This window comes from Bacillus sp. SIMBA_074 (assembly GCF_046534555.1).
GTDB classification, from domain to species: domain Bacteria; phylum Bacillota; class Bacilli; order Bacillales; family Bacillaceae_G; genus Bacillus_A; species Bacillus_A mycoides.
Window position 1 is genome coordinate 195,357 of the sequence record NZ_JAWRYM010000004.1, and the last position, 13,640, is coordinate 208,996.

A 13,640-nucleotide genomic window follows, 5' to 3' on the forward strand; every position below is an offset into this window, starting at 1 on the left:
ACAATCAAGATGATAAAGTAATAGGAAGATCTAAACTAGTAAATCCTATTCATGGATATATTAGGAATGAATATAAAAGTATAGATGTATAGTCAACTCTGTGTATTTGATGTTATCATATTGAATGATATGGAAATTTTTAATAGAAGAAGCAACTAACAATTTAAAGGTAGTGAAGCCTTTGTTGTATAAAGAAAATACTTAGTACTCCTCAACAAAGTTAAAAATAAGATACGTATTTATATAATTTTAGTAGAAAGGGGGTTTTAAAAAGGAATGAGTACAAGCATAACACGGCAAAAAATTTTATCTGCCGCTTCTCAAATTGTGCAATATAAAGGGGTTGCTAAATTAACCTTAGAAGCAGTAGCAAAAGAGGCGGGTGTAAGTAAAGGTGGATTGTTGTATCACTTTTCAAATAAAGAAGCTTTAATAGAGGGTATGATACTCAAAGGGGTAGAGGATTATCAGGGGGCTATTCACAATAAAGTAGCAGAAGACTCAAAGAGGAAAGGAAGGTGGGTTCGTTCTTTTGTAGAGGAAAGATTAAGTAATGAGAGAAGAACAGAAGAGTTGTCTAGTAGTATGATGGCAGCATTAATGCTAAAACCTGAATTACTTGAGCCATTACAAAAATCATTTCAGCAACTACAAAATAAAATAGAAAATGATGAGATGGATTCGGTTTGTGCCACAATTATTAGATTAGCAGCAGATGGGTTATGGTATTCGGAATGTTTAGGGGTTGGAAGAATAAGTCCCGAATTAAGAGAAAAAGTGATTCGAGCTCTTATCTCAGCTTCTTGTAAATAGAATATATAAACTATATAATATAAAACAATTCACCGTTGGTTATTTAATCCAGTGTTGAATTGTTTTTTTTATTAGAATAATAGAATAATTGTATAGAGTGTTGAATTAAAACCGTCCAGACGGTATAGTAATATTTGGTTCAAAAGGAAAATGAAACAAAAAAAGAATAAAAAATATTTTTAGCACACTATTCGAAAGGATAGGCCGCAAAGCTTAGAGTCTACGGTAATATATATGGTTTACTAAGATCGTCTGGTTGCACATTTGATGCAACCAGACGATCTTTTTTGTTATATAAATATAATAATCAAGGAGGAAAATATGCAAACGAAGAGTACTAAAAGATACGTTTCAATGATTTCATTAGTTTTTCTAGTATTATTTTCGGTGCTGAATGTATGGGCTCCAGTGATTCAAGCTGCTGTGATGAAAAGTCCAGTAGATGAGATTAACATTTCCCGTACTGATGGCACGACATCTGAACCATATCAGGCTTCAGATGGTATGAAAGTAGAAGTGAAGTGGTCTGCTAAAGAACAGATAAAGAGTGGAGATCAATTCACAATTGATATGCCAAAAGAATTTCGAAAAGATCTTATGAATCTGAGCTTTCCTTTAAAAGATGCTGAAGGAAAAATAGTTGGTACATGTGATATGAAAAATGGTCTATTGACGTGTACTATGGGTGATTATGTAGATGGAAAGAATAACATTAAAGGTTCTTTATTCGTAGAATTCTATTTTGCTCTAGAAGCATATGATGGTGTCGAAAAAATTCCATTAGAATTTAACGTTGATGGTCAAATCGTAAATAAAGAAGTAAGTGTAAGTAATACGACGGAGAGACCGAAGCCACAGCCCAATACAGATAATCTATTGAAGTGGGGTTCTTATAATCAAGAAGACCCTTCAATTGCAGAATGGCTTGTATATGTAAATGCAACTGGAACAGAAATGCAAGATCTTAAATTAACAGATACATTAGGACCTGGGCATGAGTTAATTACGGACAGCGTAGTATTAGAAGAGGCTGTATTTGAAGATGGTTATGCACCAACAAATGTTAAGCCAGCAGATTTATCTAAAATTAAAATCAATGCAACGAAGACTGGATTTACAATTGAATTTCCAGACAGTTCAAAAGGTTATATTTTAAGATATAAAACAAAGATTACAAATCCTGCTGCAAAGCCTCATAAAAATACAGTGAAATTAGAAGGCAAAAATATTGAAACTGAAGAAAAAGTAGGACAAGTATTCGTAAGTGGTGGGGGAGGAACCGGTTCAGGTGACGATAATCCACCTAGTATTGAAAAGAATATAGTTGATGAGAATGGTAAGCTTGTAGAGAATCAGCAGTTAACACAAATGGATCAACCTATTCAATATCAAGTTGGTACACATATACCAAACGATCCTCCTAAATACACATCTATGGTAATTAGTGATGATTTAGAAGATGTTTTAGAAGTATTAGAGGCAAAAGTATATGATCAAAATGGCCAAGATATTACTTCTAAAGGAACACTAACGATAGATAAACAAAAAAGTGAAGTAACGTTTACGTTCGGTGAGAGCTTTGACTATAAGTCATATGAAGACCAGATAATTAACTTGAATATTAAGGCGAAAATTAAAGCTGATGCAGACTTATCTTCTTACGTAGATAAGAAGATTCCTAATAAAGCAGAATTAAACTTTGATGATAAAAAATTAACATCGAAAGAAGTAACTGTTACACCGCCTGAACCTCCAAAAGACGGTACAGTATCTATTCATAAAATAGATGCTGAGAATCCGAATAAAGGGTTAACAGGTGCCGAATTTGAAGTTCGAAATAGTGCGGATAAGGTTGTTGCAGTACTGAAAACGGACGAAAACGGTTTTTCAGTACCTCAAACTTTAGCTCCTGGGACGTATAAAGTTTATGAAAAAGTAGCACCTGAGGGATATCAAAAATTAACAAGTCCGGTAGAGGTTACGCTTCAAGCTGGAGAAACAAAAACAATTGAAATTAAAAATACCATGCAAAAGGGTCAAATTGAATTAAAGAAAATTGATTCGGAAAATGGTGGTAAAGCATTAGCAAATGCAGAGTTTGATATAGTAAAAGACGGTGTAGTAGTTGAACATATTATTACAGATAAAGACGGTAAGGCAATTTCTAAACCGTTAGCACCAGGAAAATATATTTTAAAAGAAACGAAAGCGCCCGAAGGATACCAGTTAAAAGAAACAGAGTTCGAAGTAAATGTAACAGGGGACGGCATATTCCCAATAAAAGTAGAAAATGCAATGGTAGACAAGGGTAATGTAGAAATTACAAAAGTGGACAAAGAAAACGGTGCAGTATTAGCGGGTGTCGAATTTGAAGTCCAAAATGAGAAAAGTGAAGTAGTAAGAAAAGTAACAACAGATAAAGATGGAAAAGCAAACGTTTCAGATCTATCAGTAGGAAAGTACAAATTAGTAGAGACGAAAAGCTTACCAGGTTATAAGAAACTAACAGAACCAGTATCATTTGAGATTACAAAAGGTATGACGACAGTCCTATCATTGAAAGTAGAGAATGAGCAGTTAGACAAAGGTTCAGTAGAAATTACAAAAGTAGATAAAGAAAGTCAAAAAGTATTAGAAGGCGTAGTCTTCGAAGTGCAAGATGAAAAAGGTAAAGTAGTAACGAAAGTAACAACAAATAAAGATGGAAAAGCAACAATTTCAGATTTATCAGTAGGGAAATATAAGCTAGTAGAGAAAGAAAGCTTACCAGGCTATAAAAAACTAACAGAACCAGTATCATTCGAAATTAAAAAAGGTATGACAGAAGTCTTATCAATAAAAGTAGAGAATGAACAGTTAGACAAAGGCTCAGTAGAAATTACAAAAGTAGATAAAGAAAGCCAAAAAGCATTAAAAGGCGTAGTCTTTGAAGTGCAAGATGAAGCTGGAACAGTAGTAAAGGAATTAACAACAGATAAAAATGGAAAAGCAAACGTTTCAGACTTATCAGTAGGAAAGTACAAATTAGTAGAAAAAGCAGGCTTACCAGGTTATAAGAAACTAACAGAGCCATTATCGTTTGAAATTACAAAAGGTATGACGAAGTCTTTAACATTTACTGTAGAAAATGAAATGGTAGATACAGGGAATGTAGAAATCACAAAGATAGACAAAGATAGTAAAGCACCATTAGAAGGTGTTGTGTTTGAAGTACGTGATTCAAAAGGGAAAGTAGTTACTAAAGTAACAACGGATAAAGATGGAAAAGCAAATGCTTCAGATTTATCTATTGGAAAGTATGAGTTGGTGGAGGTAGAAACACCAGCCGGATACAAACCACTAGAAAAACCAATTTTATTCGAAATTGAAAAAGGTAGAGTTACAGCATTACAATTAACTGTCGAAAATGAATTAGTGGATACAGGAAATGTAGAAATTACAAAAGTAGACAAAGAAAATAAAGATGCTTTAGCTGATGCCGTATTTGAGATTCAAGACGAAGCAGGACAAGTAGTCGCTAAAATAACGACAGATAAAAAAGGGCACGCACAGGTTACTAATTTATCAGTTGGAACATACAAGTTGGTAGAGGTAAATGCACCAAAAGGATATAAGCAATTAGTAGATCCTATTACTTTCCAAATTGAAAAAGGTATGACAAAATCTCTTGCTTTAACAGTAGAAAACGAAATGTTAGACAAGGGTAATGTAGAAATTACAAAAGTAGATAAAGAAGGCCAAAAAGCATTAGCAGGCGTAGTCTTTGAAGTACAAGATGAGCAAGGTAAAGTAGTAACTGAAGTAACGACAGATAAAGATGGAAAAGCAAAAGTCTCAGACTTATCTGTAGGCAAGTACAAATTAGTAGAAAAAGCAGGCTTACCGGGATACAAAAAACTAACAGAACCAGTATCATTCGAAATTAAAAAAGGTATGACGGAAGTTTTATCATTGAAAGTAGAGAATGAATTATTAGACAAAGGTTCAGTAGAAATTACAAAAGTGGACAAAGAAAGTGGCGCAATATTAGCGGGCGTAACTTTCGAAGTGCAAGATGAAAAAGGAAAAGTAGTAACAAAAGTAACAACAGATCAAGATGGAAAAGCAAAAATCTCAGATTTATCAGTAGGAAAGTATAAATTAGTAGAGAAAGAAAGTTTACCAGGATACAAAAAACTAACAGAAGCAGTATCATTCGAAATTAAAAAAGGTATGACGAAAGTTTTATCATTGAAAGTAGAGAATGAACTGTTAGATAAAGGTTCAGTAGAAATTACAAAAGTGGACAAAGAAAGTGGCGCAGTATTAGCGGGCGTAACCTTCGAAGTGCAAGATGAAAAAGATAAAGTAGTAACAAAAGTAACAACAGATAAAGATGGAAAAGCAAATATTTCAGATTTATCAGTAGGAAAGTATAAATTAGTAGAGAAAGAAAGTTTACCAGGCTACAAAAAACTAACAGAACCAGTATCATTCGAAATTAAAAAAGGTATGACGGAAGTCTTATCACTAAAAATAGAGAACGAACTATTAGACAAAGGTTCAGTAGAAATTAAAAAAGTAGATAAAGACAGTCAAAAAGTATTAGAAGGCGTAGTCTTCGAAGTACAAGATGAGCAAGGCAAAGTAGTAACAGAAGTAAAAACAGATAAAGAAGGAAAAGCAAAAATCTCAGACTTATCTGTAGGAAAGTACAAATTAGTAGAGAAAGAAAGTTTACCAGGCTATAAAAAGCTAACAGAACCAGTATCATTCGAAATTAAAAAAGGTATGACAGAAGTCTTATCATTGAAAGTAGAGAATGAACAGCTAGACAAAGGTTCAGTGGAAATTACAAAAATGGCTGCTGAAAGCAAGAATATATTAGCAGGAGCTGTGTTTGAAGTTCATGATGAAAAAGGTAAAATAGTCGCGAGAGTAACAACAGATAAAGATGGAAAAGCAAAAGTCTCAGATCTATCTGTAGGTAACTACACACTAGTAGAAGTAGAAGCACCAAAAGGATATGAAAAATTAACTAATCCAATTCCATTTGAAATTACAAAAGGAATGATAAGTTCAGTTCAATTAGAAGTATTAAACAAATTGAGTCATTTAGCACCACCAAATCCAGAAAAACCGGAAACAACAGATCCAGAAAAACCGGAAAAACCAGATCCAGAGAAACCGGAAAAACCAGATCCAGAAAAACCGGAAAAACCAGATCCAGAGAAGCCTGGAACAACAGATCCAGAAAAACCGGAAACAACAGATCCAGAGAAACCTGGAACAACGAATCCAGAGAAGCCTGGAACAACAGATCCAGAGAAGCCTGGAACAACAGATCCAGAGAAACCTGGAACAATGAATCCAGAGAAGCCTGGAACAACAGACCCAGAGAAACCTGGAACAACGAATCCAGAGAAGCCTGGAACAACGAATCCAGAGAAACCTGAAAAAGAATTACCGAAGACAGGGCAGAAAATGCCTGTGGAACCATATATGGGAGCACTTCTTGTAATGATGAGTTTTGGATTACTCGTATTAGGTAGAAAACAGCAAAGATAATAAAAGTGAAAAGGTATCCTCAAAGTATTTGAGGATACCTTTTTTATATTATTTGGCATAAAAAAAAGCATCTAGCAAAAGAATTAGCTGCAAATAAAAAACACAAGGGAAGATAAATGTCTTCCCGCTTCACGAATGTGCTTATTTCAAAAAAAGTATAAAAACTAGCTTTATTATATATATTTGATGTGTAAAGGTATGGAAGGAAAAGTTTATACGTTTTCGTAGTGTTTTGTTGAAAAAAGAGCAATCTATGTAATTGATTTTAACGATTTAGGAAATAAGTCCGGTTCTTAAAGCGTTTGAAGAGCGATAGTCCAATAGTAGGTGGGAGATGAAATTAGGGTTGGAATCTTATTGGATCTTAAAATGTGGAAGGGGAAAATAATGTAAAAAAAACTATTGTATGTTTAAAACCTTCATGTTACATTTAAGTTACAGAATGATTACAAAACGTAACTTTTGTTACGTTTTGTTTTCTAATGTTTTCTATTTATTACGGATTATGGTTTGTATTCCAATAAACTAAGAATATGTAAAGTCAAGGAAATAGCAAACTATAAACTGAAAATGATGTTTCTATGTGTATAAGAGTGTGTGTAGTAAAGATTCTGAGTAAGGGCTTTATTAAAATTCCTTTCTGTCTTAAAAGAAGAAAACCAACTACCAACTATTTAGGAGTTTTAAGTAATGATAGTAAATGAAATGTACAGTACATATTTACTTTCAGTCTAATTACTACACAGACTTTTATACATATGATGTTATTGTTTTAGGTATATATAGGGGGAGAGAAAATGAGAAAGTTATTAACGGTAATTGGACTTACGTTTTTAATGCTAGCTGGATGTAGTAATGGGGATTTTGACAAAGCAATGGATGAGGGGAAGACTGCGTTAACGAATAAAGAATATAAAAATGCTTTATCATCATTTGAACGAGCATTAGATGAGAAAAAAGATGATTCAGATGCAAAAGTGCTTGTAGAACAAACGAAAGTAATGATTGAAGCAGCGAAGTTAAAAGAAGAAACAAAGGTAGAAGAATCAATCAAGTCATTTGAAAAAGTAGAGAACATGAAGAATGGAAATAATACGCTTATAAAACAAGCCAAGGAAGAACGAACAGCATTAGTAGCGATCTTAGAACAAAAAAAGAATTATAGCGAGCAACTGGCAAAAAGTGAAGAGTTAATAAGTAAGAAAAATTATACAGAAGCGAAAGAGATATTAAATAAGCTAGTTTCAGAAACAAAAGATAACAAGAACCTTGAAGAATATAATAAAAAGGCTTTAGGATTAATCACTAAAATTGATGAAGAGGAAAAAACTGCAAAGAGTGTAACGACAGCAGCGAAGGCACAAAAAAATGATGCAGTAACGAGTCAAAAGGTAGCGACAGAAAAGAACCAAAAAGCAGAGACAGAAAAAAATCAAAAGGTAGCGACAGAAAAGAACCAAAAAGCAGAGACAGAAAAAAATCAAAAGGTAGTAACAGAAAAGAATCAAAAAGCAGAGACAGAAAAGAACCAAAAAGTAGAGACAGAAAAGAATCAAAAGGTAGAGACAGGAAAGAATCAAGATGCATTTACTTTTGAGAAAGCTAAAGAATATATCAAAAAAGAATATAAAGAAGAATATAATTACACGCTAGAGGATACGCAAGTAGAAAATGGAAAGAAATATTATCAAATTAGAGTGCGTACGACATATAAAATAGAAGGCGCAGCTGGAGCAGGATTTACTGGAGTATTCAAGGTGTTCGAAGATGGTACAATTGTTGAAATGCACTAAATTGATGAAAAAGGTATCCTCAAAGTATTTGAGGGTACCTTTTTAGCATAAAAAAAGCATCTAGCAAAAGTACTAGATGCAAATAAAAACACAAGGGAAGACAAAATTCTTCCCGTTTCCCGTATGTAATTATATCAAAAAAATTATAAAAAACTAGCTTTATTTTTTATATACTAGATGTATGAAGCCATGAAAGTATAAGATTACACTATTTTCGTAGTGTTTTATTAAGAAAAGGAGTTGTGTTTATGATTAATTTCAAACCAGAAAATTTAAACCAACTATTAAAAGTGACGCTCATAAGTGCAAATAAATCGTATGACGCGATTCAAGGTTATGAGTGTACAGGTGAGGCTGTTGTCTTTCGTATAGATTTCGAGCATATAGATGTTGTTCTTATGGTTACGGATATGTTAGGGAGATCTGCCTCTAAATTTAACATTTTGCCATATGCTCGTCCTAATACGAATGAGATAGATTACATTCAGTTTCAAGTGTATTCCATTAATGAAGGGAATTTCAAAGAAGTACTTGATACGATGTGATAACTATAATTTTACAAAACTGTATATGAAACCTTATTTTCTGCTAATATATAATTAATAAATTCATATAATTGGAGTGATGAGATGCAGCCGTTAGAAAAGGAGATTCATTCTAATATGCTAAAAGTGTGGAGAATTCATGCTTTAATTGGGGCGGCAGTTATACTAGCAGTCGTAATTGCGTATTTCTTTTTTATGATTAACTTTAACTGGTGGGGCTGGTTGTTTGGATTGTTAGTGACAGGAGCAGTTCTATACATACCACTCGACTATTTTGTATTTCCAAATTTACGTCAACGTTATTATAGTTACAGATTAAATGAAGAAGAGATTGAGATTCAAAAGGGAATGTTCGTTGTAAAACGCGTACTTATTCCGATGATTCGCGTGCAGCACGTAACGATTGAGCAAGGGCCAATTATGAGAAAGTATAATTTAGCAGAATTACATATTTCAACAGCGGCAACTTCTCATAGTATTCCAGGTTTAACGAAAGAAGAAGCAGAGCAGTTGAAAAGACAAATTGGAGAGCTTGCGAAAGTGAGTGATGAGGGTGTATAAGAGGCAACATCCGATCACGATATTGTTAGGTATTCGAATTGCGACTTTGTTGCCTTTTATTTTTCTTGTTTTATTTCGTTCAGATGGTGAAGTAAAACCTTGGTATTTCTTACATCTTGTTCTTTTGTTTGTATTATTTATTATGGCAATTTTCTCAGCTATAAAATGGTATTTCAAAGTGTACTGGGTTGAAAATAATATTTTACATATAAAACACGGTGTTTTTGTAAAGAAGGAAAGTTATTTAAATAAAGACCGTGTGCAAAACATTAGTACATCTTCTAATGTCATTTATCAAATGCTTGGGCTTACGAAATTAAATATAGAAGTAGCGGGCGGCGGTAGTGAGCCGGAAGTGATGTTAGCTGGTATTAAAGAAGATGAAGCGAAGGAACTAATTGCCTTATTAAATAAAAAAAGAAGCGCTGCGAGTGAAGAAGTACCCATGGCAGAAGAAAGTAAGACGATTTATCAGTTAACGATGAAAGAGATTTTAGTAGCTTCCATTACGTCTGGTAGATTCGGATTAGTGTTTTCTGGATTACTTCTTATTTACACAGAGTTTAATCAATTTCTTCCAGAATGGCTCATTAATAAAGTAGAAGCGTATGTGATGGATAATGGTGTATATGAATTAATCGTTATGGCCGCGATTTTAATGGCGGTTTCGTGGGTCGTTTCGACAGCTGGTTATGCACTAAAATATGCGAACTTTAAAATAGAGCGAAACGGAAATGAAATTCGTATTGTGCAAGGGTTATTTGATAAGAAAGAGTTTGTCTTAAAGCTCCACCGCATTCAAGCAATTACTGTGAAAGAAGGAATTCTCCGCCAGCCTTTCGGTTATTGCTCTGTCGAAGTGGAAGTCATTCAAAGTATAGAAGCGGCAGGGAATGAAGTGATGTTACATCCTTTTATGAAGAAAAAAGATGTACAGCAGCTACTTGCCTATTTACAGTTGCCATATGAAATAGAAGAGGAAATCGTTCATTTACCGAAGGCTGCATTACGCCGTTACGTCGTAATGGGCTGGATTACAAATGCTGTGCTCGCTGTGCCAATCGCTGGTGCGAGTATATATTTTAAACAACATACTGCGTTGTTCGTTCTTATACCGCTATTTATTGTATTTACAATACTTGCATACGCTAGATATAAAAGTGGTGGTTATATGATACGAGACAATCAATTAGTCATGGTATACCGAGGCCTTGCGAAATATACGGGGATCATGCGAAGAAGGCATGTTCAAGCGGTAGGATACAATCAATCGTATTTTCAAAAGAAAGACGAGTTATGTACAGCTGCCGTATCAGTAGCGGGGCAGAGGTATAAAGTGAAGCATATGCGAAAAGAAGACGCGCTTCGCATATATAATTGGTATAAAGAAAAAGGAAACACCGGTGTGTAATGGTGTTTCCTTTTTTGTCGTTAAATCGATATCTTTAGTTGAATCGTTGATATATTTCAAGATGTGATAGATATATTGAAAAAATCGTTGATATATTCAAAGATATGATAGATATATTCGGTAAATCGCTCATATAATTTCACGCACCACGGGCTCTAAACTCAGAAACCTAAACTAACACATCAAAAGTAGTCACGAACGACGGGCGAGAGAAAATACTTTTTTGCTGTTCTGCATGTGGATGCGCTTGTGCCTGAGCTTGTCCCTCTGCTTGTGCAGGGCGTTTTTTATGAGCGTTTTCGAATGAACGTGATTCTGTCCAGTCTTTAAAGTTTTGCTCAGTTTCCCACATCGTTAAGATGACATATGTATCATTACTTAATGGGCGAAGAACACGGATTGCTTGGAAACCAGGCTCATTTTCGATTAGACCAGCACGGTTTTTAAAACGGTTTTCAAATACAGGGCGACCTTCGTCTGTTACAGAAATGTTGTTACAAACGATGTAGCCAGATTGTCCTTTAAATTCTCCAACAGCGTCTAATACGTCATACTGAAGCGAGCCTTCTACAGATTCTTCAGTATTTTCTTTATAAAACATATCTTTTTCGTTATTCTTTGCAGTGAAATGTGCTTGTTCTAGAGGTGTTTCGTATGAAATAATAGCCTTCATTTTAATGCCCCCTTTATGATTTGTCTCTATTATATCAACTCTTGTGAAAAACTTCGAAGATTATATACATAAAGATACTTCTTTTTCAAATAATAAATGTACCATCATTTGGAAAGAAGGACGATGTATGAAGAAAGCAAAGTGGACTTTATTAGGCGGGGTAGCAACGTTCGTAGTAGCGATTGTACTCTATAAACTTATTGTATTAACTGGTGGCTATATGATGGATGAAAAGCAGCTTGTTTTCCACTCTTCATCACGTATCGTTGACCAGAAAGGAAAAGAAATTACGAAGTTATATGTAGAAAATAGAGAGATCGTGCCGATTGAAGAAATTCCAAAGTACGTGCAGCAAGCATTTATTGCTGTGGAAGATTCTCGTTTTTATGAGCATCAAGGAATTGATTACCCTTCTATATTTCGGGCGCTTTATAAAGACGCGTTAGCTGGAGAGAAGGTAGAAGGCGGTAGTACGATTACGCAGCAACTGGCTAAAAACGTCTTTTTAACTCGCGAAAAAACATTTACGCGCAAATTGAAAGAGGTCGCAATTTCTCTTCAATTAGAGCAAAAATATACGAAGCAGCAAATTCTTGAAATGTATATGAACCATATTTATTTCGGTCATGGGGCATATGGTATTCAAGCGGCAGCAAAGTTGTATTTTAATAAAAATGTAGAAGATTTAACAGTGGAAGAGGGAGCTATGCTTGCAGGGCTTCCGAAAGCGCCAAATGGCTATTCACCGTACTTATCCCTAGAAAAGAGTAAGGCACGCCGTGATCTTGTTTTGTCACTTATGCATAAACAAGGCTATTTAACAGCGGAAGATAGTGTTCGTTACCAAGGGAAAACAATCGCTCTTTATAAAAATTCAGATGAACGTGAACTCGCATATATGCCGTATATCGATATGGTTATAGATGAAGCGGCGCGTTTATATGGTTTATCGCATCAAGAAGTACTGCGCGGAGGATATACGTTTGTCGTACCGATGGATGAAAAAGTTCAAAAGGTAGCATATAACCAGTTTCAAGATGCGAGAAATTTCCCTGGTAAAGAAAACGGGGCGCAAGGTGCATTTTTATTAATGGATAATCAGACTGGCGGAATTAAAGCCGCGATTGGCGGAAGAGAGTATGTTCCGAGAGGGCTTAATCGCGTTTTTGCAAAGCGGCAGCCTGGTTCTGTTTTAAAGCCACTTATCGTATATGGACCTGCACTTGAGACGAAGAAATATAATCCATATTCTTTATTAACGAATGAAAAAAGTTCGTTTGAAGGCTATGAACCTCGAAATTATAATCATGAGTATAAGAAAGAGATGACGATGTACGATGCGGTATTAGAATCAGCAAATGTGCCAGCTGTATCTTTATTAAATGAATTAGGGGTAGATGAGGGAAAGCAATATTTAGAGAAAGGGAATGTTCATATTGCGGACTCAGGTTTAAGCACAGCACTTGGCGGGCTAAAAAATGGTGTTTCTCCATTTGATCTTGTCAAAATGTACCGATCTTTTTTAGCAAACGGGAATATTATCGAACCGCACGTTATCGATAAAGTGTTAAATAGACACGGGGCGGTCATTGGAGAATCATCAAAAGCTGAAACGAAAGTCTTTTCGAAGCAAACGGCATGGTATATGACAAAGATGCTTGAAGGAGTTGTGAAAGAAGGTACGGCGAAAGCTGGCGTATATAATGGAGCTTTAGCTGGAAAAACAGGCACAACTTCATTGCCGAATGATGACAATGGTGCGCGTGATATGTGGTTCGTTGGATATACACCGAATTTAGTAGGTGCAGTTTGGATTGGCTATGACCGCACCGATAAAGAGCATCAATTACAAGATGGAAATGCATCTGCAACGATGTTATTTAAAAAGATTTTAACGAAAGCAAATATACAAGATAAAGCGAGTTTTCATAGGCCAAAAGGTGTTGAAACAATTGGACTGCCAATTCGTTTAGATAAGATTCAAAACGTGGAAGCAAAACTAGCATTTAGTCCTTTCGGTTTATTTGCAATGAAACTAAGCTGGACGCCGCTTCCTGATGAGCGAATTATGTACCGGATTTATAAAGTTGAAAAAGGAATTCATACTCACGTTGGAACGGCAAAAGGAACAGGGAAATATGAGGGAAAGTTTATTAATATATTCTCAAAACCAAGTTTTTACGTTGTACCATATAACACACAAACGAACCGTGAAGGAGAAAAGTCAAAAGTAGCTAAACCGTAGTTTTTCTCTGTGCTATAATAAGAATGTTGTGAAAATAGTAAGCGGTTTTACG

Annotated in this window: 8 protein-coding genes and 1 riboswitch; of the genes, 7 read left to right on the forward strand and 1 reads right to left on the reverse strand. The window is 34.8% G+C overall.

Features of this window, described 5'->3' with window-relative positions; all coding sequences use genetic code 11:
• Window positions 1-276: 276 nt before the first annotated feature.
• The 6 genes from SB773_RS07695 to SB773_RS07725 all read left to right on the forward strand — a co-directional run bounded on the left by SB773_RS07695 (window position 277) and on the right by SB773_RS07725 (window position 10,670).
• On the forward strand, window positions 277-813 hold the full coding sequence (locus SB773_RS07695; RefSeq protein ID WP_131246049.1) for a TetR/AcrR family transcriptional regulator: 537 nt from the start codon (window positions 277-279) through the stop codon (window positions 811-813).
• A 171-nt stretch (window positions 814-984) separates the two neighbouring features.
• A riboswitch (cyclic di-GMP riboswitch) is annotated at window positions 985-1,077 on the forward strand.
• Between the two features lie 57 nt (window positions 1,078-1,134).
• Window positions 1,135-6,360 carry a SpaA isopeptide-forming pilin-related protein gene (locus tag SB773_RS07700; protein WP_486304292.1) on the forward strand — a complete coding sequence of 1,742 codons (5,226 nt, stop codon included), beginning with the start codon at window positions 1,135-1,137 and terminating at the stop codon, window positions 6,358-6,360.
• 797 nt (window positions 6,361-7,157) lie between these two features.
• A complete protein-coding gene (locus SB773_RS07710) occupies window positions 7,158-8,153 on the forward strand; it encodes a hypothetical protein (RefSeq protein WP_410589305.1) in 996 nt (331 codons plus the stop codon).
• Between the two features lie 248 nt (window positions 8,154-8,401).
• Window positions 8,402-8,698, forward strand: a complete 297-nt coding sequence (locus SB773_RS07715; RefSeq protein WP_131246052.1) for a protoporphyrinogen oxidase — start codon at window positions 8,402-8,404, stop codon at window positions 8,696-8,698.
• 84 nt (window positions 8,699-8,782) lie between these two features.
• The gene (locus tag SB773_RS07720) at window positions 8,783-9,259 is read left to right on the forward strand and encodes a PH domain-containing protein (protein WP_044444056.1); all 477 of its coding nucleotides are present in this window, start codon (window positions 8,783-8,785) and stop codon (window positions 9,257-9,259) included.
• A complete protein-coding gene (locus SB773_RS07725) occupies window positions 9,252-10,670 on the forward strand; it encodes a PH domain-containing protein (RefSeq protein WP_410589308.1) in 1,419 nt (472 codons plus the stop codon). The genes SB773_RS07720 and SB773_RS07725 overlap by 8 nt, the downstream gene beginning before the upstream one ends.
• Before the next feature lie 169 nt (window positions 10,671-10,839).
• Here SB773_RS07725 and hmoB read toward each other — a convergent pair whose 3' ends face one another.
• Window positions 10,840-11,343, reverse strand: coding sequence for a heme-degrading monooxygenase HmoB (gene hmoB, locus SB773_RS07730; protein WP_088292324.1), 504 nt, complete (start codon window positions 11,341-11,343; stop codon window positions 10,840-10,842).
• A gap of 127 nt (window positions 11,344-11,470) precedes the next feature.
• Here hmoB and SB773_RS07735 point away from each other — a divergent pair, with 127 nt between their 5' ends.
• Entirely contained in the window at window positions 11,471-13,588 is a 2,118-nt protein-coding gene (locus SB773_RS07735; RefSeq protein ID WP_410589310.1) for a transglycosylase domain-containing protein, read from the forward strand.
• The last annotated feature ends 52 nt before the right edge of the window (window positions 13,589-13,640 follow it).

Bases quoted from the DNA above. Each gene is read 5' to 3' on its own strand.
- hmoB (WP_088292324.1), bottom strand. From the start codon at position 11,343: ATGAAGGCTATTATTTCATACGAAACACCTCTAGAACAAGCACATTTC.
- SB773_RS07695 (WP_131246049.1), top strand. From the start codon at position 277: ATGAGTACAAGCATAACACGGCAAAAAATTTTATCTGCCGCTTCTCAA.
- SB773_RS07715 (WP_131246052.1), top strand. From the start codon at position 8,402: ATGATTAATTTCAAACCAGAAAATTTAAACCAACTATTAAAAGTGACG.
- SB773_RS07735 (WP_410589310.1), top strand. From the start codon at position 11,471: ATGAAGAAAGCAAAGTGGACTTTATTAGGCGGGGTAGCAACGTTCGTA.
- SB773_RS07710 (WP_410589305.1), top strand. From the start codon at position 7,158: ATGAGAAAGTTATTAACGGTAATTGGACTTACGTTTTTAATGCTAGCT.
- SB773_RS07720 (WP_044444056.1), top strand. From the start codon at position 8,783: ATGCAGCCGTTAGAAAAGGAGATTCATTCTAATATGCTAAAAGTGTGG.
- SB773_RS07700 (WP_486304292.1), top strand. From the start codon at position 1,135: ATGCAAACGAAGAGTACTAAAAGATACGTTTCAATGATTTCATTAGTT.